Source organism: Streptococcus sp. ELY_86 (genome assembly GCF_058314495.1).
The window spans coordinates 203,504-225,282 of record NZ_JBZFUK010000001.1 but is presented as its reverse complement, the minus strand read 5'-3'; the positions used below and the strand labels follow the sequence as shown (position 1 = coordinate 225,282).

Below are 21,779 nucleotides of genomic sequence, written 5' to 3'. Positions count from 1 at the left end.
TTGAAGCAGGTGCAATTGTGCTATAATGGAACTAATTTTGCAGGAGGAAAAAATGACATCTGAAAAAGATATTTATGATATAACGGTTATCGGCGGCGGGCCTGTCGGTCTTTTTGCGGCCTTTTATGCCGGCTTGCGCGGTGTGCGGGTCAAGATTATTGAAAGTTTGCCTGAACTGGGCGGCCAGCCTGCTGTTTTGTATCCGGAAAAAATGATTTATGACGTTCCCGGTTTTCCAGCGGTTACAGGGGCTGATCTGGTGGACAGCCTCATTGAACAGACAGAGCGTTTTAAGGATAAAACCAGCATTTGTCTGAAAGAAGAAGTTAAGACATTTGAAAAAGAAGGCGATGTCTTTACCATTGAGACTACTAAAGGGCAGCATTTTTCAAAAGCTGTTATCATCGCCTGCGGAAACGGTGCTTTTGCGCCGCGGCAGCTTGGTCTGGAAAACGAAGACCGCTATGCGGACCATAATATCTTTTACAATGTTCATAAGCTGGATCAATTTGCCGGTAAAAAGGTTGTTATTTGCGGCGGCGGTGATTCAGCTGTTGATTGGGCCAATGCCTTGGATAAAATTGCTGAAAGTGTTACTCTGGTACACCGCCGTGATGCTTTTCGGGCGCATGAACACAGTGTCGAAGTTTTAAAGTCTTCCAATGTCAATATTATGACACCTTATGTTCCTTTGGAGCTTAGAGGAGACGGCGAAAGAGTTCAAAGCCTTCTTATTCAAAAAGTAAAATCCGATGAGACCGAGGAACTTTTCCTTGACGATCTTATCGTCAGCTTCGGTTTTTCAACGTCCAATAAAAACCTAAAAAACTGGAATCTTGACCATAAGCGCTCAAGTATCAATGTGTCGCCGGTCTTTCAAACCAGTCAGGAAGGTGTTTATGCTATCGGCGATGCCGCCCAGTACGATGGCAAGGTGGATTTGATTGCGACGGGCTTTGGTGAAGCTCCAACAGCAGTTAGCCAGGCAATCCATTATATCTATCCGGAACGCGATAACCGTGTGGTTCACTCAACGTCGTTGATTAAGTAAGAGCGGCTGTGAGCTTTCCCGCCATATAACAGGGAAGCTTTAAAAGCTGGCAAAACCATTTTATTATCAAACCTGATCTTTTGTATGGTACAAAAGGTCAGGTTTTTTGGTTCAGCTAAATCAAGGCAGTTTGATGCGATTTTTTCTGATTTAAACATTTTAAGACAGAGTTGGCAATGAAAACAGCTTTGCAGCTCGTGCAGGATTTAACAGCCGTTTTGTACGCTTTTTCCTGTATTTGCTTACTTTTATGACTTTTTGTTACTTTTTGAAAGAATTTGAGAGAAATTGCTTGACAGTTATCCTATGGGAGTATATAATAACAGGTGTAAACGATTTCAGCGGGAGGTGAGGTCATATTTTAAAATCTGAACGTAAGCAGATTATCATGGAAAAGCTTTCGCAGGAAAATTTTGTGACTTTGGAATTTCTTGTCAGTATTCTTGATACTTCTGAATCAACCGTTCGCAGAGATTTAGACGAGTTGGCGAGTGAGAAAAAGCTTCACCGTGTTCACGGCGGAGCTGAAAAAAATCATCCCTTACAAGAGGAAGAAACGATTCTGCAAAAATCTATCAAAAACGTTCAAGCTAAGCAGGCGATTGTTCAAAAAGCAGCTGAAATGATTTCTGACGGTGATGTCATCTTTATTGATGCCGGAACCACAACTGAACTGCTCTTAGACATGCTGCAGCAGGAGGGGCTGACTGTGGTGACAAATTCTATTCACCACGCAGCAAAATTGGTGGAAAAAAACATCAATACTCTGGTTATTGGCGGCTATGTCAAAAATTCAACAGATGCCAGTATCGGTCAGTTTGCTATCAACCAGCTCAGCCAGCTGAATTTTGACAAAGCTTTTATCGGCATGAATGGTGTTGACCTGCATTTCTTGACAACGCCTGATACAGAAGAAGCAGCTATTAAAAAGACGGTTATTGACAATGCTCAGACAACCTATGCTTTAGTGGATGCCTCAAAAATGGGACAGACCTCATTTGTTAAAGTGGATCGGCTGGAAGCAGTGACGATTATCACTAATAAATCGGACAGCCGTATGTTAAAAGAAACGAAGAAAAAAACGAAGGTGATTGAAGTATGATTTATACTGTAACCCTCAATCCTTCGATTGACTTTATCGTCCGCATTGATACTGTGGAAATTGGCAGTGTCAATCGTATGGACAGTGACGATAAATTTGTCGGAGGAAAAGGGATTAATGTCAGCCGTATCCTGCAACGCTTAGGACAGGATAACACTGCAACAGGATTTATTGGCGGTTTTACCGGCAGATTTGTTGAAGAAGGCTTGATTGCTGAAGGCATTAAAACGGATTTTGTTCACGTTGATCAGGATACGCGGATTAATGTTAAAATCAAGGCTGATGAAGAGACTGAGATTAATGGAACTGGTCCTGTTATAAGTGATGAACAGGTAGAAGCTTTAGAAGCTGTTTTAAGCCGGCTTTCTTCAGAAGATACTGTTGTGTTTGCAGGCAGCGCTCCGACTAATCTGGGCAATCAAATCTATAAACGCTTGATTCCGCTCGTCAGACAGACAGGTGCCCAAATCGTCTGTGATTTTGAAGGGCAGACCTTGCTTGATGCGCTTGCTTATCAGCCTCTCTTGGTGAAACCCAACAACCACGAGCTGGAAGAAATTTTTAATGTCCGTCTGAAAGGATTGGACGATGTTGAAAAATACGCACGTGAGATTTTGGCCAAAGGGGCGCAAAATGTTATCATCTCGATGGCAGGTGACGGCGCTTTATTGGTAACACCGGATGCCGCTTATTTTGCTAAGCCGATTAAGGGACAGGTAAAGAACTCTGTCGGTGCCGGTGATTCCATGGTTGCTGGTTTTACGGGAGAATTTGTTAAGACGGCAGATCCTGTAGAGGCTCTCAAATGGGGTGTCGCCTGCGGTACAGCAACGGCTTTTTCAGATGATTTAGCCGGTATTGACTTTATAAAGGAAACTTACAAAAAAGTAGAGGTAGAAAAAAGATGAAAATTCAGGACTTACTGAACAAAGATGTGATGTTGCTTGACCTTCAGGCGACCACAAAGGAAGCCGTTATTGATGAGATGGTTTCAAAGCTGGCTGAAAAAGGAATCGTTACCGATTTTGATACTTTTAAAGCCGGTATCATGAACCGTGAAGCACAGACTTCCACAGGCCTTGGTGATGGTATTGCCATGCCTCACAGCAAGAATGCAGCTGTTAAAGAAGCGACTGTCCTCTTTGCCAAATCAAATAAGGGCGTTGATTATGAGGCTCTTGACGGCGCACCGGTTGATCTTTTCTTCATGATTGCTGCACCGGATGGTGCCAATGACACACACTTAGCGGCCTTGGCTGAACTGTCGCAATACCTTTTAAAAGATGGATTTGCTGATAAACTTCGCCAAGTAAGCACTCCTGATGATGTCATTGCTCTCTTTAACCAAACAGAGGAAGAAAAGAAAGAAGAAGTACCGGCAGCACCGGCAGCTGACAATCAAGAGTTTGTTGTTGCCGTAACGGCTTGTACAACAGGTATTGCCCATACTTATATGGCTGAAGAAGCCCTTAAAAAACAGGCTGCTGAAATGGGTGTTGGGATTAAAGTTGAAACAAACGGTGCTTCAGGTATCGGCAATAAACTGACTGCTGATGACATTAAGCGTGCTAAAGGTGTTATCATCGCGGCGGACAAGGCTGTTGAAATGGATCGCTTTGACGGTAAACCTTTAATTTCTCGGCCGGTTGCAGAAGGAATTAAAAAACCAGAAGAGCTGATTAATATTATTCTTGATGACAAGGCTGAAAAGTATGCGGCCGCAGCTAACCATACTGATGCCGGTGAAAGTTCTGCTGAAAAATCAGGTTTAGGCGGTGCCTTCTACAAACACTTGATGAGCGGTGTTTCACAGATGCTGCCATTTGTTATCGGCGGCGGTATCGCCATTGCTCTTGCCTTCCTGATTGATAATTTGATGGGAGTTCCGAAAGATCAATTATCCAATCTGGGTTCTTACCACGAAGTCGCAGCACTTTTCAAGAATGTCGGTAATGCAGCTTTCGAATTTATGCTTCCGGTATTAGCTGGTTATATTGCCTACTCTATCGCAGAAAAACCTGGACTGGTTGCCGGTTTTGTTGCAGGATTTATTGCTAAATCCGGTCTGGCTTTCGGGAAAGTGCCATTTGCCAGCGGCGGTAAAGCAAGCATGGCCTTGGAAGGTATTCCTTCTGGTTTCTTAGGTGCTCTTGTCGGTGGTTTTCTTGCCGGCGGTGTTATCCTGCTTCTTAAGAAACTCTTGACCGGACTTCCACGTTCACTTGAAGGGGTTAAATCAATTCTTCTTTATCCTTTGCTTGGTGTTTTGGTAACAGGCTTCCTGATGCTCTTTGTCAATATTCCGATGGCCAGCATCAATACAGCTTTGAATACTTTCCTTCAAAATCTTTCAGGCAGTTCAGCTGTCTTGATGGGACTCTTGGTCGGCGGCATGATGGCTGTTGACATGGGCGGACCTGTTAATAAAGCAGCCTATGTTTTCGGTACAGGTACACTGGCTGCGACTGTTTCTTCAGGTGGCTCTGTGGTTATGGCATCTGTCATGGCCGGAGGTATGGTACCGCCGCTTGCAGTTTTTGTGGCTACTTTGCTTTTCAAAAATAAATTCACCAAGGAAGAACGCGATTCCGGTCTGACTAACATTGTTATGGGACTGTCTTTCATCACTGAAGGTGCTATTCCATTCGGTGCGGCTGACCCGGCACGTGCCATTCCAAGTTTCATCGTTGGTTCAGCTCTTACAGGTGCCTTGGTTGGTTTGTCAGGCATCAAATTGATGGCTCCTCACGGCGGTATCTTCGTTATCGCTTTGACCAGCAATGCTTTGCTCTATCTGCTCTATATCCTTATCGGAGCCGTGGTTTCAGGTATCCTCTTTGGAATGCTGCGCAAGGCCAAATAAAAGCAGGACAGTTTTAGCTGCTCTGCCAGAAATAGATAAGCAGTAAGCCGGACTTTGCTCCGGCTTTTTTGTCATTAAAACTAAAATAGAGAAATCCTAAGAGCTGTATTCCTTGAGCTGCTTAAAAATGATATAATAAAAGGCACAACAGTAAAGAGAGCCTGTTAAGAGAGGAAGACCGCGATGTCCGAGAAAATAGATGTTTTTGCCCATGTTTTACTGCCCGATTTTTATGAAAAAATGGCTCAGCTGGATGACAAAATCCTGCAGAAATACCCTTTTATGCAAAATCCTGTTTTATCAGATATGGAGCTGCGCCGCAAGCATGCTGTCAAAGGTGTAAAACAAATTATTTCTTATGTTAATCTGAATCCTGAGGACTATGTGTCCGGCGAGCCTGCTGCCCGGCTTTGCCGCAAGGCCAATGAAGAGCTGCTTGAAACAATTAAGCAGTATCCTGAGCTCTTTGCCGGCGGTGTAGGTATGCTGCCGATGAATAACATTTCGCAAGCCATAGAGATTTTGCAAGAGGATATTTTACCCAATCCTCATCTGCTGGGCGTGCAGCTTTTTACCCGGCACTTGGGAAAGTCGCTGGCTGATCCGGAATTTAAGCCTCTTTTTGCAGCCATAGCCGAACTTGGTATTCCTGTCTGGCTGCACCCTGTTTTTGACGGGCGAAAACCGGACAATAATATTGTTTTCAGCTGGGAGTACGAACTGTCACAGACTATGCTGGAATTAGTTAAGGCAGAGTATTATCAGGAGTTTCCTGATTTAAAAATCATTGTCCATCACGCGGGAGCCATGATTCCTTATTTTGCAGGAAGGATTGAACACATTTTGCCTGAACATCTGGCCGAGGACTTTAAGAAGTTTTATGTTGATACTGCCCTTCTGGGCAACAGCAAGGCTTTGGAACTGTGTGTTGACTATTTTGGCAACGATCATGTCTTTTTTGGAACAGATGCGCCTCTTGGCATAGCCCCTGCCGGAGCAACGAAAGAGATTATCAAGGCTATTGACAGCTTACCGATTCTGCAGGCTGAAAAAGAGTACATTTATTATGGCAATTTCGAGAGATTTTTAAAAAAATAAACAGGAAAACCAGTCTTGAGCTGTCTGCTGATATATTGGTTCAGAAATGCTGAAATGGCTTTGAACGGAGCAAGTCATACAGCTTAATGCTGCTATTCCTTAGAAAAGTAGATGAAGATGAAAAATTACGCAGCCTTTTATGAGCACCTGACGCAGCCGGTCAGAGCAAGACCTAAGCTTATAAAGCTTATCAAATGGACAAATACTCTGATTACCAGACTGATGCCGATTTTTTATCTGGCTTTGCTGGCCTATCTTTTTTGCTCTCACAAAAAAATATGGACTTTGGGGCCTTATATTATTATTCCGGGTTTGGCTTTTATTTTGCTGTCGCTTGTGAGACGGATTTTAAACAGCCCCAGACCTTATGAAGTCTGGGAGATTCAGCCGCTGATCACAAAGAAGACGAAAGGACAGTCCATGCCCAGCCGCCATGTTTTTTCAGCAGCGGTTATCAGTGTCTGCATCCTGCACGAAAATATTTTCTTAGGTCTGCTTTTGCTGCTGCTGTCTCTTTTGCTGGGCCTGTGCCGTGTTTTAGGCGGTGTTCACTACCCTAAAGATGTTATTGCCGGCTATTTAATCGGTCTTGCTGCAGGCGGCTTGCTTTTTTGGTTCTGACCTCTGTTCGATTCTGATGAGCTGCAGCCAAACGAAATAAAATCGCTTGCTTTGTGTTTAAGTCCATAGTGAGAAGTGAACTCAAAAAGAGAAATTTTCAATTCATACAGCGCCATAATGCAGAAAAACCTTAGCAGAAGTTTCGTCTGATGAAGAGCTGATTGATGCCAGACGCTGTCAAGTGAGAGATAAGAGAAAAGCTGTTTTAGAGCGATATTCGGACATCGTTTTTAAGCATGCGCAAAAGAAATTCTGATTCGGGATTTCTTTAATTTTGTTTTTAAGTGTGCTATAATGAAAAGTAATGTGAAACAAGGAGAAAACAATGGAAATTGTACGTCAAAAAGAGTTTGTCAACCAATATCATTACGATGCCAGAAATTTAGAATGGGAGAAAGAAAACGGAACGCCGGAAACAGATGTGGAAGTGACCTTCCAGCTAGTTGAAAAAAACGAAGAGCTGAATGAAACGACAGTTATAGCTGTCTTGCAGTTCATGATTGTGCGTGACGAATTTGTTCTCAGCGGCGTCTTATCACAAATGGTTAAGATTAAAGACCGTATCGTCAATCAGCCCAGTGAATTTTCACAGGAAGAAGTGGCAACCTTAGCAGCACCTCTTTTAGATATTTTAAAACGCATGACCTATGAGGTAACTGAAATTGCGCTGGATCGAGAAGGCGTTACACTGGAGTTCTAAAAGAGATGAAACTAGCTGTAATTACAGACTCATCTGTCTATCTTCCGGAAGATTTTACGGGAAATAAGGATTTGTTTGTTCTTGATATTGAGATTACCATTGAGGGAAAAACCTACATTGAAGGTAAGAATCTGACTTTAGATGAGTTTTATGCCAAAATGGCAGCTTCTGAAGAACTGCCCAAGACCAGTCAGCCCAGTTTAGCGGATCTGGATGCTTTGCTGACAAAGCTGGAGAAAAACGGCTATACGCATGTAATCGGCCTTTTCTTATCGGGCGGTATCTCCGGCTTCCATCAGAATATCCAGTATCTGGCTGAAGAGCATGCCGGTTTAAAGATTGCTTTTCCCGATACCAAAATCACCTCCAGCCCGATGGGATGGATGGTCATGGAAACCCTGAGGTGGGGTGAAGAGGGTCTTGCTTTTGAGCAGATTTTAGCCAATCTGAAGGTTATGATCGAAAAGACTAATGCCTTCATTATGGTGGATGACCTCAATCATCTGGTTAAAGGCGGCCGCCTGTCAAACGGTTCGGCTCTTTTGGGCAATCTGCTGAGCATCAAGCCTATTTTGTATTTTACTGATGGCAGGATTGAAGTTTTTGAAAAGGTCAGAACCGAGAAAAAAGCGCTTAAGCGTCTCATTGAAATCTTGGCTGATGTAACGGCAGACGGTGATTATATGACATATATTATTCATGCAAATGCCATGGACAAGGCTGTAGATTTACAGGAGCGTTTAAGAGCGCATGGTTATACAGACAATTTAGCCATTGTTCCTTTCAACGGTGTCATTGCGACCCATCTGGGAGAAGGAGCAATCGCACTTGGGGCTGTACCCATAGTTTAAGGAGAAAAAAATGAGTATAAAAGTTATTGTAGCAGGTTTTAAGGGAAGAATGGGTTCAACAGCCGTAGATATGGTTAAAGGCGACAGTGAGCTCCAGTTGGCTGCTTTGCTGGATCCTTTTGCCGGCGAAAAAGATCTTGACGGGGTTCCTGTCTTCACGGATAAGGCCGACTTGGTTGGTTTTGATGCCGATGTCTGGGTAGATTTCACCATGCCTAAAGTCGCTTATGAGAACACCCGCTTTGCTTTGGAAAACGGCTTTCGTCCGGTTGTTGGAACGACAGGCTTTACCGAAGAACAGATTGCCGAACTGACAGCGCTGTCTGCTGATAAAAAATTGGGCGGCCTGATTGCGCCTAATTTTGCCATTGGGGCTATTTTACTGATGGAATTTGCAGCCAAAGCCTCCAAGTATTTCCCTGATGTGGAAATTATTGAGCTGCACCACGATAAGAAAAAAGATGCACCAAGCGGAACGGCTGTCAAAACAGCTGAACTCATCCGTGAAGCCCGTACCTATAAAAAACAAGGAGCTGAAGATGAAGAAGAGACACTGGCTGGTGCGCGCGGTGCCGAATTTGACGGTTTTAGAATCCACAGTGTCCGCCTGCCGGGACTTGTTGCCCACCAAGAAGTGATTTTTGGTGCACAGGGTGAGGGGCTGACTCTTCGCCATGACTCTTATGATCGTATTTCGTTCATGAGCGGTGTCAACTTAGGGATTAAAGAAGTAATGAAACGAGAGCAGCTCGTTTACGGTTTGGAACATTTACTATGAAATTAAAACATCTGCCTTCTGAATTTCAGGAGGCTTTGCCAGTATTGGAGAAAATTAAAGCGGCCGGTTTTGAAGCCTATTTTGTAGGCGGAAGCGTGCGCGATGCTTTGCTGGGACATCCCATTCATGATGTCGATATCGCCAGCAGCTCCTACCCTGCAGAAACTAAGAAGATTTTCCCGCGGACGGTAGATGTCGGTATTGAGCACGGTACTGTATTGGTTTTAGAGAACGGTCATGAGTATGAAGTCACGACCTTTCGGACGGAGGATGTCTATGTGGATTACCGCAGACCCAGTCAGGTGTCTTTCGTGCGCTCTTTGGAAGAGGACTTAAAGCGCCGCGATTTTACCATCAATGCCTTTGCTCTCGATGAACAGTCCAATGTTATTGATAAATTTAACGGCTTGGCAGATTTGAAGCAAAGGCGGCTGCGGGCGGTCGGCAATGCTGCTGAGCGCTTTAACGAAGATGCTCTGCGGATTATGAGAGGTTTGCGATTTGCTGCCAATCTTGATTTTGACATTGAAGAAGAAACCTTTGCTGCCATGAAAGAACATGCGCCCTTATTGGAAAAAATTTCTGTAGAGCGCTCTTTTATTGAGTTTGATAAGCTGCTGCAGGCTCCTTTTTGGCGTAAGGGGATTGCTTACCTGCTTGCCAGTCAGGCTTATAATCACCTGCCTTTGCTTGCAGATTCTGCTGAGAACTGGCAGCGGCTGTTAAGCGATCTGCCGGAAAATTTTAGGTTTTTGACATCTGAGCAGGCCTGGGCGGCGGTGCTTTTGTATCTGGAAATTAAAAACCCCAAGTCTTTTTTAAAGCAATGGAAAACGGCCAATCATTTTCAAAAGACGGTAGAGAAAATTCTGGCTATCTATGATTTGCGCCAAAACAGACAGCCGGATAAGGCCGATGTCTATCGTTACGGTAAGGAACTGATGCTGCTTGCAGAAGAGCTTCGTCAGGCACAGGGTCTTGCTGTTGATATGGAGCGTATCAGAAGCCTCAATGCTGATCTCGCTATCCATGATAAGCATGACATTGTGGTCAAAGGTGGCGATTTGATAGCAGAATTCGCACTTAAGCCGGGGCCAAAACTCGGCAAACTCTTGAATCAAATTGAGATGCTCATTGTAGCGGGTGATTTGGAAAATAAGCGAGAAGCTGTTTTGGATTTTGTCAGAAAGGAACTGGAGCGTGAGTGATTTTTTAGTTGACGGATTGAGCAAGACTGTCGGTGATAAAACGGTTTTTCGGGATATTTCCTTTATTATCCATGATCTGGACCGCATTGGTATTATTGGGGTCAATGGGACCGGAAAGACTACGCTTTTAGATGTTCTTTCAGGCAGGCTGGGTTTTGATGGGGATAAATCACCTTTTTTTAAGAAAAATGACTACAAAATCGCTTATCTGATGCAGGAACCGGACTTTGACGACAGCAAGACTGTCTTGGATACGGTGCTTTCTTCTGACTTGCGGGAGATGGTGCTGATTAAGGAATATGAAAGCCTCATGGCTGACTACAAGGAAGAAAATCAGGTGCGTCTTGAAAAAATTATGGCAGAGATGGATTCCCTGGATGCCTGGACCATTGAAAGCGAAGTAAAGACGGTGCTGTCTCAGTTAGGTATTCATGATACCGCTCAGCTGATCAGTCAGCTGTCCGGCGGCATGCGCCGCCGGGTTCAGCTGGCACAGGTCCTCTTGGCTGAAGCAGATTTGCTGCTTTTGGATGAACCGACCAACCATTTGGATATTGATACAATTGCCTGGCTGACGAACTATCTGAAGAGCAGCCGCAGGACAGTGCTGTTTATTACCCATGACCGGTATTTTTTGGATAATGTGGCTACCCGTATTTTTGAATTGGACAGGGCGCATTTGTCAGAATATCAGGGAAATTATCAGGATTATGTCCGTCTTCGCGCTGAGCAGGATGAACGTGAGGCAGCTTCCCGGCATAAAAAACGGCAGCTTTATAAGCAGGAGCTTGCGTGGATGCGCAGACAGCCGCAGGCCAGAGCAACCAAGCAGCAGGCTCGGATTAACCGCTTCAAGGATTTAAAAGCTGATGTAAGAGGCAATGCTGAGACTGCCGATTTGGCTATTAATTTTGAAACCAGCCGTATCGGCAAGAAAGTCATTTCTTTTGAAGATGTTGGTTTTGCTTTTCCGGATAAGCCCATCCTGTCGCATTTTCATCTGCTTATTCAAAATAAAGACAGAATTGGCATTGTCGGTGACAACGGCGTGGGTAAATCAACCCTGCTGAATCTGATTAACGGTGATTTACAGCCGGATTCCGGGCAGCTTATTACTGGGGAGACGGTTCGCATTGGCTATTTTTCGCAGCAGATTAAGGGAATGGATGAGAGCAAGCGGCTTATTAATTATTTGCAGGAAGCTGCAGACGAAGTTAAAACAGTTGGTGGAAGCAGCAGCGTCACAGATCTGCTGGAGCAGTTTCTCTTTCCCAGATCAAGTCACGGGACACTTATTTCCAAGCTGTCGGGCGGTGAAAAAAAGCGACTTTACCTTCTAAAAATCCTCATTGAAAAGCCCAATGTCTTACTTTTGGATGAGCCGACCAATGACCTTGATATCGCTACTTTGACGGTACTTGAAAGTTTTCTTCAAAACTTTAGTGGACCTGTCATTACGGTCAGTCATGACCGTTACTTTTTGGATAAGGTGGCCAATAAAATTCTTGCTTTTGAAGGCGGCGGTATCCGTACGTTTTTTGGCAATTACACCGACTATCTAGATGAAAAAGAGTTTGAAAAATCCAGCTCTTCCATGCTGCAAAAAGCAGCAAAGCCTAAGGCTGAAAAAGTGAAAACAGAAAAGCAGCGCATGTCTTACTTTGAAAGAAAAGAGTGGGATACTATTGAAGAGGACATAGCTGCGCTGGAAAAGCAAATCGAAGACATTGAAAACAAAATGCAGGAAAATGCCAGTGACTATGGTCAGCTGGCGGCTTTGCAGAGTGAGCTTGATGAGCTGAATGAGCAGCTGCTGGAAAAGTACGAACGCTACGAATACCTGAGTGAGTTGGAGAAGTGATGTTAATAAGACCTATTGAGCAAAGGGATAATCGGGCAGTGGCTCAGCTGATTAGGAAAATTTTGGAAAAAGAAGGTTTGGCTGTTAAGGGCACTGCCTATTTTGATCCTCAGTTAGATCAGCTGAGCGCTTATTATAACTGCCACCCGAGAGCTGCTTATTTTCTTGCAGAGGACAGCCATCATAATATCGTGGGAGTGGGCGGCTTTGCGCCGGTTTTTGAGGGAACGGCGGAGCTGCAAAAATTATATGTCGATGAGTCTTGCCGCGGCAAGGGTATCGCCGGCCTTCTAATGAGACACATTTTTCAGGAGGCTAAAAAAGCAGGCTTCACTAAAATCTACCTTGAAAGTTCGCAGGTACTCAAGCAGGCTCTTAAAGTTTATGAGCATTTCGGTTTTGTCAATTTAGATGCCCCCTTGTCTTTTGGCGCTTCGCATGAGGCCATGGATGTTTGGATGATAAAAGATTTATAAGAAAAAGGAGAGGATATGGCTTATATTTGGTCTTATTTGAAAAAGTATCCTAAATGGCTGATATTGGACGTTTTAGGGGCTTTTTTATTTGTTGTGGTGAATTTAGGGCTGCCAACAGCTTTGGCTCGAATGATTGACCAGGGAATTACACCGGCTGATAAAAAGGCTCTTTATTTTTGGGCCGCTGTTATGTTTGTCATTGTTTTGCTGGGGATAGCAGGGCGGATCACACTGGCCTATGCTTCGGGCAGGCTGACAACGACTATGATTCGTGACATGCGCAATGATATGTATGACAAGCTGCAGCAGTATTCCCATCACGAATATGAAAAAATCGGTGTTGCATCGCTGGTGACCCGTATGACCAGTGACGCTTTTGTGCTGATGCAGTTTGCTGAAATGTCCCTGCGAATGGGGATTGTGACCCCTCTGATGATGATTTCCAGCGTTGTCATGGTTCTTTTGACCAGCGCATCATTGGCTTGGGTTGTCGTTGTTGCCATCCCCTTTTTAATTCTGGTTGTTTATTACGTGGCAGCAAAAACACGCCCCTTGTCTGAGAAGCAGCAAAATACGCTGGACAAGGTGAATCAGTATGTGCGTGAAAATCTGACCGGCCTCAGGGTTATCCGTGCTTTTGCCCGCGAGGCTTATCAGGAGGAGCGGTTTGCGCTTAAGAATAACACTTATGAAAATACCTCCAGCCGGCTCTTTAAATTAACCGGTCTGACGGAAGCTCTGTTTGTACAAATTATCGTCATTATGATTGTGGCTATTGTTTACTTTTCACTGGAGCCTCTAAAGCAGTCTGAGATTAAGATTGGGGATCTGCTTGCCTTCATTGAATACAGTTTTCATGCTCTCTTTTCTTTTTTGATGTTTGCTAATATTTTTACCATGTATCCGCGGATGGTTGTATCCAGCAAACGGATTCAGGAAGTGATGGCCATGCCTATTTCCATCAATCCCAATGAAAATGGGATTACTGAAACGCAAAGCAAGGGCTATTTGGAGTTCGACAATGTGACCTTTGCCTATCCCGGAGAGACGGAAAGTCCTGTCTTGCATGATATCAGTTTTAAAGTCGGTCCGGGCGAAACTGTCGCCTTTATTGGCAGTACAGGGTCCGGGAAATCATCGCTGGTCAATCTGATTCCGCGCTTTTATGATGTGACACTGGGCAGAATTCTGGTTGACGGCGTTGATGTCCGCGATTACAACCTAAAGGCTCTGCGTCAGAAAATCGGCTTTATTCCGCAGCGAGCCTTGCTTTTTACCGGAACCATCGGTGAGAATCTTAAGTACGGGAAAGAAGATGCGACTCTGGCTGAGCTGCACTCAGCTGCTGATGTGGCGCAGGCTAAGGAATTTATTGAAAGCCGAAAGGAAAAATTTGATACCCATCTGGCTGAAGGCGGCAGCAACCTCTCAGGCGGCCAGAAACAGCGCTTATCGATCGCTCGGGCAGTAGTTAAGGAGCCGGATATCTATATTTTTGATGATTCTTTTTCAGCCTTGGATTATAAGACAGATGCTCAGCTGAGATCCCGCCTGAAAGAAATAACAGGCGATGCTACCGTGCTGATCGTTGCCCAGCGCGTCGGAACCATTATGAATGCTGATCAGATTATTGTCTTGGACGAAGGTGAGATTGTCGGCCGGGGCACTCATGACGAGCTGCTGAAGTCCAATGAGATTTACCGTGAAATCGCCAATTCACAGCTTGACAGTCAACGTTTGGCAGAAGGTTAGGAGGGCTTATGAAAGATAAAAATGTTTTTCTTCGCTTATGGCACTATTTAAAAAATTATAAAAGTTCGCTTTTTCTTGCCATTTTTCTTAAAATTCTCAGCTCTGTTATGAATGTTCTTGAGCCCTTCATTTTAGGCCTTGTGATGACAGAGCTGACAGCCAATTTGCTCGATATGGCCCGAGGTGTCAAAGGAGCTCATATCAATACCGGGTATATTTTTGGAATTTTGCTGCTCTATTTTCTGCGCGGGCTGCTTTACAGTATCGGTTCTTACGGTTCCAACTATTTCATGACCAATGTTGTGCAGAAAAGTATCCGTGATCTGCGTCAGGATCTGAGCGAAAAAATCAACAAAATTCCTGTCGCTTATTTTGACAGACACCAATTCGGAGATATGCTGGGGCGCTTTACCAATGATGTTGAAACCGTCTCAAATGCCCTGCAGCAGAGTTTTCTGCAGATTATCAATGCCTTTTTGACCATTATTCTTGTGATTGCCATGGTTCTCTATCTCAATCTGCCTTTGGCCATGATTGTGATTGCCTGCATTCCCCTGACTTATTTCAGTGCCCGTTTTATTTTGAAAAAATCCCAGCCTTATTTCAAAAAGCAAGCCAATGCTCTGGGAGATATGAACGGTTTTGTCCAGGAAAATCTGACGGGTTTCAATGTTATCAAACTCTATGGCCGTGAAGAAGCGTCTGCAGCGGATTTTCGTGATATTACAGAAAATCTGCGCAATGTCGGCTTTAAAGCTAGTTTTATTTCAGGTATTATGATGCCGGTGCTCAATGCCATTTCAGACGGGGCTTATCTGATTGTTGCAGTCGTTGGCGGCTTACAGGTTCTGGCAGGCAAGCTGACTATCGGCAACCTGCAGGCTTTTGTGCAATATATTTGGCAGGTCAGCCAGCCCATTCAGACCATCACGCAGCTGTCTGGTGTTCTGCAGAGTGCCAAATCATCACTGGAGCGTATTTTTGAAGTTTTGGATGAAGAAAATGAAGTCAGCCAGGTAAGTGAAAAACTGGAACAGAATTTGACCGGGCAGGTCAGCTTTCGGGATGTCTCTTTCCAATACACACCGGATAAACCGCTTATCCGCCACTTTAGTCTGGAAGTTAAACCGGGTGAAATGGTTGCTATTGTCGGTCCGACAGGTGCCGGTAAGACGACCCTGATTAATCTTTTGATGCGTTTTTATGATGTCACTCAAGGGTCTATTGAGGTTGACGGACATGATATCCGCCATCTTTCCCGTCAGGACTACCGCCAGCAGTTTGGCATGGTCCTGCAGGATGCCTGGCTCTACGAGGGAACCATTAAAGAAAATCTGCGTTTTGGCAATCTCGATGCCAGCGATGAGGACATTATTGAAGCCGCAAAAGCAGCCAATGTCGATCACTTTATTCGAACACTGCCCGGCGGCTACAATATGGAAATGAATCAGGAATCCAGCAACATTTCGTTGGGGCAAAAACAGCTCTTAACCATTGCGCGTGCTCTTTTGGCCGACCCCAAAATTCTCATTTTGGATGAAGCAACCTCATCTGTTGACACACGTTTAGAACTGCTGATTCAAAAAGCGATGAATAAGCTCATGGAAGGCAGGACCAGCTTTGTGATTGCCCACCGTCTTTCAACCATTCAGGAGGCTGACAAGATTCTTGTTTTAAAAGACGGACAAATCATTGAGCAGGGAAATCATCAAAGTCTCTTGGCTGACAGAGGTTTCTATTATGACCTTTATATGAGCCAGTTCAGCAAGCAAGCAGAAGCTTAGCCGCTAAACGCTTCGTTTGAAAACGGGGATTACAACTAATTTCTTTGATCTTTCTCTTATTTTTACGAGATCATGTTATAATAAGGCAAAAGCAGAATGAAAGGAGCTTTTATGGCCATTGCAAGTTTGGTTTTTCAAAAATTAGTCGTGCTTTTTTTGATTATGGGGGCAGGAACATTTTTAGCGCATAAGGACATTTTTACCAAGGATGTTACCTTTAAATTATCAAAACTTCTGACAACTTATGTTGCACCGAGTTTGTTTGTTTCTTCTTTTATCAGTCAGGAATTTTCTGTCAAACGGCTGAGTCTGCTTTTGATCATGATTGGTTCAGCCTTTTTCCTCCTAATCACTCGGATTTTTCTGGTAAAATTTATGCTGGCTGACGATCGTAATATGGATCGGTATGCGACCTTATTTGCCAATGTCGGTTTTATGGGAACGCCTTTAGCGGAAGCTGTAGGCGGTACCAATGCGGTCTTTTTCATCTCAGGATTTGTCGTTGCCAATCAGATTATGCAGTGGACCTATGGGCTCTATCTCATTGCCAGAGATAAAAACGTTATTAATTGGCGTTCCTTGTTTATCAATCCTGCCATGATTGCAACGGTTATCGGGCTCTTTTTCTTCAGTATACCCTATGATTTGCCCCAAGTCATTACTGGTGCTATCGAAACAATCGCTAAATTAAATACGCCTTTATCAACTTTGGTACTGGGCTCTTATTTCTACAAGGCTGACTTTAAGGAAATTTTTTTGTACAGACCAGCCTACTACACTGCCTTTTTGCGGCTGTTTGTGACGTCTTTGGTCAGTATCGTTCTCATCTGGCTCTTACCGGTAGATGCCTATGACATGAAGCTGGCGCTGACCATCGCCTCTTGTTCGCCAACAGCTATGAATGCTGCCCTGCTCAGTCAGGTTTACGGCGGCGATTATGAATACGGCTCGCGCTTGGTACTTTTAACAACGATTTTGTCACTTGTTTCCATACCGATAAATATGACACTTGCAAGTCTTTTATATCTGTAAAAATTCAGTCGCTTGACTGGATTTTTTATTGTTTATAGAAAAATTATATTTCTGTTAAAAATTATTTCCGGGTTTTTGCCTTAATCAGTTAGAAAAACAAAGAAAGGAGTTTGTAATCCTAACGTCATCAGTTTTATAGGAATATGAAGTTATAATGTTGAACTAATAAAAGGAGGATTTTTTATGGAAACGAAACTACGTTATAAAATGCGCAAAGTGAAAAAACACTGGGTGACAGTTGCGATTGCATCCAGCTTGCTTACTTTGGGCAGCGCAGCGCTGGATGTATCCGTATCGGCAGAGGCTGAACAGACACCGAACAATCAGGTGGTTGTTACTCAGCAAAGCCAGACTGACAGTACAGCAGAGACTTCTGAAACTGCTCAGTCTGCAGCAGAAAGCAGCCAAGCACAGGTTACTGAACAGCAGACACAGGTCACTGAGCAGGAATCCCAACAGCCTCAAGAGCAGAGCACCGAAACGGTTACTGAAGCTCCAGAGGATCAAACACAGAGTCAAAACACTGCTGTTCAAGAAACTACTGAAGCAGAACTGCCGGCTCAGAGTCAGCAACAAACCGTAAGCTCAGAAGCACAAGAGACAACAAGAGAAGCTACAGTTCAAACGTCCGGCGAGCGTGTGACAGCCGCTCAGACAGCTGAACAAAATCAAACAAAAACCTTAAGTGACGCTGATTTATCAGCTATTCCAAATGTTAAAAAGATTGATGGCAAGTATTATTATATTGACTCAGACGGTCAGGTCAAAAAGAATTTTGCTCTAACGGTTGACGGGCAAACACTTTTCTTTGATAAAGAAACCGGAGCTCTGTCAGATACGGCACAGTATCAGTTTACTCAAGGCCTGACATCTTTAAATAATGAGTACACACCGCACAATCAAATCGTTAATTTTGAAAAAAACAGCCTTGAAACAGTTGATAATTATGTAACTGCGGACTCTTGGTACCGTCCCAAAGATATCCTGAAAGACGGCAAGACTTGGACAGCATCGACCGAATCAGATCTTCGCCCGCTGCTCATGTCCTGGTGGCCTGACAAGCAAACTCAGGTGGATTATCTGAACTATATGAATGAGCAGGGGCTGGGAACAGAGACTGCCTATACAGCTGACAGCAGTCAGGAAAGTCTGAACTTAGCTGCACAGGAAGTTCAGGCAAAGATTGAAGCTAAAATTTCACAAACTCAGCAGACGCAGTGGCTGCGTGACATTATTAACAGTTTTGTTAAAACCCAGTCCAACTGGAATATTGAGACCGAATCAGATACTTCAGCCGGTGAAAAAGACCACCTTCAGGGCGGAGCTCTTCTCTACGTCAATGATGAACGCACGCCTCATGCTGATTCTGACTACCGTTTGCTGAACCGCACACCGACCAGTCAGACAGGGGAACAAAAGTATTTTGATGATAATTCTATGGGCGGCTATGAATTTCTTCTGGCAAATGATATTGACAATTCCAACCCTGCTGTTCAGGCAGAGCAGCTCAACTGGCTTCATTATTTAATGAATTACGGTTCTATTGTAGCCAATGATCCTGAAGCCAATTTTGACGGTGTTCGGATTGATGCCGTTGATAATGTTAATGCTGATTTGCTGCAGATTGCATCAGATTATTTCAAGGCTTATTACGGCGTAGATAAGAGCGAGAAAAACGCTCTTGATCATTTGTCTATCTTAGAAGCTTGGTCAGATAATGACCCGCAGTACAACAAAGATACTTACGGAGCACAGCTGCCGATTGACAACAAGCTTCGCCTGTCACTCCTTTATGCTCTGGCTCGTCCTCTTGAAAAAGATGCCAGTGATAAAAGCAATGTCCGCAGCGGCTTGGAATCTGTCATTACAAACAGCTTGAATGACCGCTCAGCCGAGGGCAAAAACAGCGAACGCATGGCCAATTATATCTTTATCCGAGCTCATGACAGTGAAGTTCAGACTGTTATTGCCAAAATTATCAAGGACAATATCAATCCTAATACGGATGGCTTAACCTTTACTTTGGATGAGCTGAAACAGGCTTTCAAGATTTATAATGAAGACATGCGCAAGGCTAATAAGAAATATACTCAGTCTAATATTCCGACAGCCTACGCTTTGATGCTGTCCAATAAGGACTCCATCACCCGTGTTTACTATGGGGATATGTACACTGACGACGGCCAGTACATGGCTACTAAGTCACCGTATTACGACGCTATTGAGACCTTGATGAAAGCACGCATCAAGTATGCAGCCGGCGGTCAGGATATGAAGATTACCTATGTTGAAGGTGACAAGTCCAATATGGATTGGGATTACACCGGTGTCTTAACATCTGTGCGCTACGGTACAGGAGCAAATGAAGCATCTGACAGCGGCAATGAAGCCACTAAGACCCAAGGTATGGCTGTTATTACCAGCAATAACCCAAGTCTGAAACTCAATGCCAACGACAAAGTAGTTGTAAACATGGGGGCAGCTCACAAAAATCAAGAGTATCGTCCGCTTATTTTAACAACTGCAGACGGACTTGCAGCTTATGCATCTGATGATGCTGCTAAATCGCTTTACCGTAAGACAAATGAAAACGGCGAACTCATTTTTGATGCGTCAGACATTCAAGGTTATCTTAATCCGCAGGTATCAGGCTATCTGGCTGTTTGGGTACCGGTAGGAGCAGGGGAAGATCAGGATGTCCGTGTGGCAGCGAGCGATAAGGCAAACGCTGACGGACAGGTTTACAATTCTTCAAGTGCTCTGGATTCGCAGTTAATCTATGAAGGCTTTTCAAACTTCCAAGACTTCGTTACCGAGGATTCTGAGTATACCAATAAATTAATTGCTCAAAATGTTGATTTGTTCAAGTCTTGGGGTGTGACCTCCTTTGAAATGGCACCGCAGTATGTGTCTTCTGAAGACGGGTCTTTCCTGGATTCAATCATTTTAAATGGTTATGCTTTTGAAGACCGCTATGACCTTGCCATGAGTAAGAACAATAAATACGGTTCTCAGCAGGATATGATTGATGCCCTTAAGGCTCTGCACCGCAATGGTATTCAAGTCATTGCCGATTGGGTTCCGGATCAAATTTACAATCTTCCGGGCAGAGAAGTTGTGACTGCGACCCGTGTTAATGATTACGGTGAGTATCGCCACGATTCTGAAATTAAGGATTCCCTTTACTTGGCCAATACCAAAACGAATGGCGATGATTATCAGGCTAAATACGGCGGCGCTTTCTTAGACGAGCTGACAGCCAAGTATCCTAGCATCTTTGAACGGACTCAAATTTCGAACGGTCAAAAATTAGATCCGAGCGAAAAGATTACCGAGTGGCAGGCCAAGTACTTCAACGGTACCAATATTTTGGGACGCGGTGTCGGCTATGTCCTTAAAGATGCAGCCAGCGATAAGTACTTTACTTTGGATGGTGAGGAAACCTATCTGCCAAAACAGCTGACTAACCAAGAAGCTTTAACAGGCTTTGTCAATGACGGCAGCGGTGTGACCTTCTATTCAAGCAGCGGCTATCAAGCTAAAAACAGCTTTGTTCAGGATGCCAAAGGCAACTGGTATTATTTCGATAATAACGGGCATATGGTTTATGGTCTGCAGCATTTGAACAATGAAGTGCAGTACTTCCTGCCGAACGGGGTTCAGCTGCGTGAAGCCATCTTAGAAAATGCTGACGGCACTAAAAATTACTTTGGCCGTCTGGGCAATCGTTTCAGCAATGACTATTATTCCTTTGAGGGAGATACTAAATGGCGTTACTTTGATGCAAACGGCGTTATGGCGGTCGGTTTGCAAACAATCAATGGCAACACGCAATACTTTGATCAAAACGGCTATCAAGTCAAGGGTGAATGGATAACGGATGCCGATGGCAAAAAACGCTATTTTGACGATGGTTCCGGCAATATGGCAGTCAATCGTTTTGCCAACGACAGCAATGGTGACTGGTACTATCTTGGAGCAGACGGCACAGCCGTGACGGGTGCTCAAACAATTGACGGTAAATCGTATTACTTTGACCAAGACGGCAAACAAGTCAAAGGAAAGATCATCACTGATAATGATGGCAAGCTCTACTATTATCTCGCAGATTCCGGAGAGCTGGCGCACAATATTTTTGCAACAGACAGTCAAAATAATTGGTATTACTTTGGCTCAGATGGCACAGCCGTGACAGGCAGCCAAACAATCAACGGCCAGCAGCTCTATTTTGGCAATGACGGCAAGCAAGTCAAGGGAGACTTTGTAAACGATAATGGCAGAATCCGCTATTACCATGCGGACTCAGGCCAACTGCAAACCAATCGCTTCGAAGCTGATAAGGACGGCAATTGGTACTATCTGGGCTCAGACGGCACAGCCGTAAGAGGTAGTCAGTACATCAATAATCAGCGCCTCTTCTTTAACAGAGACGGCAAGCAGGTTAAAGGTGACGTCGCTTATGATGGCTGGGGACTGCTCCGCTATTACGATAAAGACAGCGGCAGCATGGTGTACAATAGACTTATTACCTTAGCAAATGGCAGAAGAATTGGTATTAACCGCTGGGGTATTGCACGCTACTTATAGCAGATAAAAAGGCTG

Annotated in this window: 16 protein-coding genes; all 16 read left to right on the top strand. The window is 44.2% G+C overall.

The annotated features are described in order from the left end of the window. Positions 1-37 precede the first annotated feature (37 nt). The 16 genes from AC4HAN_RS01055 (at position 38) to AC4HAN_RS00980 (ending at position 21,764) form a co-directional block, all read left to right on the top strand. A complete protein-coding gene (locus tag AC4HAN_RS01055) occupies positions 38-1,051 on the top strand; it encodes an NAD(P)/FAD-dependent oxidoreductase (RefSeq protein WP_491091108.1) in 1,014 nt (337 codons plus the stop codon). Positions 1,052-1,409: 358 nt separating this feature from the next. Next, complete coding sequence (locus AC4HAN_RS01050; RefSeq protein WP_491091107.1) at positions 1,410-2,153, top strand: DeoR/GlpR family DNA-binding transcription regulator; 744 nt, start codon at positions 1,410-1,412, stop codon at positions 2,151-2,153. Continuing rightward, positions 2,150-3,061 (top strand): 1-phosphofructokinase, encoded by a 912-nt coding sequence (gene pfkB, locus AC4HAN_RS01045; protein WP_491090625.1) that lies wholly within the window; start codon positions 2,150-2,152, stop codon positions 3,059-3,061. The genes AC4HAN_RS01050 and pfkB overlap by 4 nt, the downstream gene beginning before the upstream one ends. Then, a complete protein-coding gene (locus AC4HAN_RS01040) occupies positions 3,058-5,016 on the top strand; it encodes a PTS fructose transporter subunit IIABC (RefSeq protein ID WP_491090623.1) in 1,959 nt (652 codons plus the stop codon). The genes pfkB and AC4HAN_RS01040 overlap by 4 nt, the downstream gene beginning before the upstream one ends. A 183-nt stretch (positions 5,017-5,199) precedes the next feature. Beyond that, positions 5,200-6,114, top strand: a complete 915-nt coding sequence (locus tag AC4HAN_RS01035; protein ID WP_491090621.1) for an amidohydrolase family protein — start codon at positions 5,200-5,202, stop codon at positions 6,112-6,114. Between the two features lie 117 nt (positions 6,115-6,231). Next, the gene (locus tag AC4HAN_RS01030) at positions 6,232-6,735 is read left to right on the top strand and encodes a phosphatase PAP2 family protein (protein WP_491090619.1); all 504 of its coding nucleotides are present in this window, start codon (positions 6,232-6,234) and stop codon (positions 6,733-6,735) included. Positions 6,736-7,060: 325 nt separating this feature from the next. Next, positions 7,061-7,435 (top strand): DUF1149 family protein, encoded by a 375-nt coding sequence (locus tag AC4HAN_RS01025; protein WP_491090617.1) that lies wholly within the window; start codon positions 7,061-7,063, stop codon positions 7,433-7,435. A 5-nt stretch (positions 7,436-7,440) separates the two neighbouring features. Further along, positions 7,441-8,286, top strand: a complete 846-nt coding sequence (locus AC4HAN_RS01020; RefSeq protein WP_491090615.1) for a DegV family protein — start codon at positions 7,441-7,443, stop codon at positions 8,284-8,286. 10 nt (positions 8,287-8,296) lie between these two features. After that, entirely contained in the window at positions 8,297-9,064 is a 768-nt protein-coding gene (gene dapB / locus AC4HAN_RS01015) for a 4-hydroxy-tetrahydrodipicolinate reductase (RefSeq protein ID WP_491090613.1), read from the top strand. Continuing rightward, positions 9,061-10,272 (top strand): CCA tRNA nucleotidyltransferase, encoded by a 1,212-nt coding sequence (locus AC4HAN_RS01010; RefSeq protein ID WP_491090611.1) that lies wholly within the window; start codon positions 9,061-9,063, stop codon positions 10,270-10,272. The genes dapB and AC4HAN_RS01010 overlap by 4 nt, the downstream gene beginning before the upstream one ends. After that, complete coding sequence (locus AC4HAN_RS01005; protein WP_491090610.1) at positions 10,265-12,133, top strand: ABC-F family ATP-binding cassette domain-containing protein; 1,869 nt, start codon at positions 10,265-10,267, stop codon at positions 12,131-12,133. The genes AC4HAN_RS01010 and AC4HAN_RS01005 overlap by 8 nt, the downstream gene beginning before the upstream one ends. Further along, on the top strand, positions 12,133-12,609 hold the full coding sequence (locus tag AC4HAN_RS01000; protein ID WP_491090609.1) for a GNAT family N-acetyltransferase: 477 nt from the start codon (positions 12,133-12,135) through the stop codon (positions 12,607-12,609). Before AC4HAN_RS01005 ends, AC4HAN_RS01000 begins: the two co-directional genes overlap by 1 nt. Before the next feature lie 15 nt (positions 12,610-12,624). Beyond that, positions 12,625-14,361, top strand: a complete 1,737-nt coding sequence (locus AC4HAN_RS00995; RefSeq protein WP_491090608.1) for an ABC transporter ATP-binding protein — start codon at positions 12,625-12,627, stop codon at positions 14,359-14,361. Positions 14,362-14,369: 8 nt separating this feature from the next. Beyond that, positions 14,370-16,145, top strand: a complete 1,776-nt coding sequence (locus AC4HAN_RS00990) for an ABC transporter ATP-binding protein (protein WP_491090607.1) — start codon at positions 14,370-14,372, stop codon at positions 16,143-16,145. 111 nt (positions 16,146-16,256) lie between these two features. Further along, entirely contained in the window at positions 16,257-17,177 is a 921-nt protein-coding gene (locus tag AC4HAN_RS00985; RefSeq protein WP_491090606.1) for an AEC family transporter, read from the top strand. 183 nt (positions 17,178-17,360) lie between these two features. Beyond that, a complete protein-coding gene (locus AC4HAN_RS00980) occupies positions 17,361-21,764 on the top strand; it encodes a glycoside hydrolase family 70 protein (RefSeq protein ID WP_491090605.1) in 4,404 nt (1,467 codons plus the stop codon). Positions 21,765-21,779 lie beyond the last annotated feature (15 nt).

Bases quoted from the DNA above. Each gene is read 5' to 3' on its own strand.
- AC4HAN_RS00990 (WP_491090607.1), top strand. From the start codon at position 14,370: ATGAAAGATAAAAATGTTTTTCTTCGCTTATGGCACTATTTAAAAAAT.
- AC4HAN_RS01020 (WP_491090615.1), top strand. From the start codon at position 7,441: ATGAAACTAGCTGTAATTACAGACTCATCTGTCTATCTTCCGGAAGAT.
- AC4HAN_RS01025 (WP_491090617.1), top strand. From the start codon at position 7,061: ATGGAAATTGTACGTCAAAAAGAGTTTGTCAACCAATATCATTACGAT.
- AC4HAN_RS00980 (WP_491090605.1), top strand. From the start codon at position 17,361: ATGGAAACGAAACTACGTTATAAAATGCGCAAAGTGAAAAAACACTGG.
- AC4HAN_RS01030 (WP_491090619.1), top strand. From the start codon at position 6,232: ATGAAAAATTACGCAGCCTTTTATGAGCACCTGACGCAGCCGGTCAGA.
- pfkB (WP_491090625.1), top strand. From the start codon at position 2,150: ATGATTTATACTGTAACCCTCAATCCTTCGATTGACTTTATCGTCCGC.
- AC4HAN_RS00995 (WP_491090608.1), top strand. From the start codon at position 12,625: ATGGCTTATATTTGGTCTTATTTGAAAAAGTATCCTAAATGGCTGATA.
- dapB (WP_491090613.1), top strand. From the start codon at position 8,297: ATGAGTATAAAAGTTATTGTAGCAGGTTTTAAGGGAAGAATGGGTTCA.
- AC4HAN_RS01040 (WP_491090623.1), top strand. From the start codon at position 3,058: ATGAAAATTCAGGACTTACTGAACAAAGATGTGATGTTGCTTGACCTT.
- AC4HAN_RS00985 (WP_491090606.1), top strand. From the start codon at position 16,257: ATGGCCATTGCAAGTTTGGTTTTTCAAAAATTAGTCGTGCTTTTTTTG.
- AC4HAN_RS01010 (WP_491090611.1), top strand. From the start codon at position 9,061: ATGAAATTAAAACATCTGCCTTCTGAATTTCAGGAGGCTTTGCCAGTA.
- AC4HAN_RS01000 (WP_491090609.1), top strand. From the start codon at position 12,133: ATGTTAATAAGACCTATTGAGCAAAGGGATAATCGGGCAGTGGCTCAG.
- AC4HAN_RS01035 (WP_491090621.1), top strand. From the start codon at position 5,200: ATGTCCGAGAAAATAGATGTTTTTGCCCATGTTTTACTGCCCGATTTT.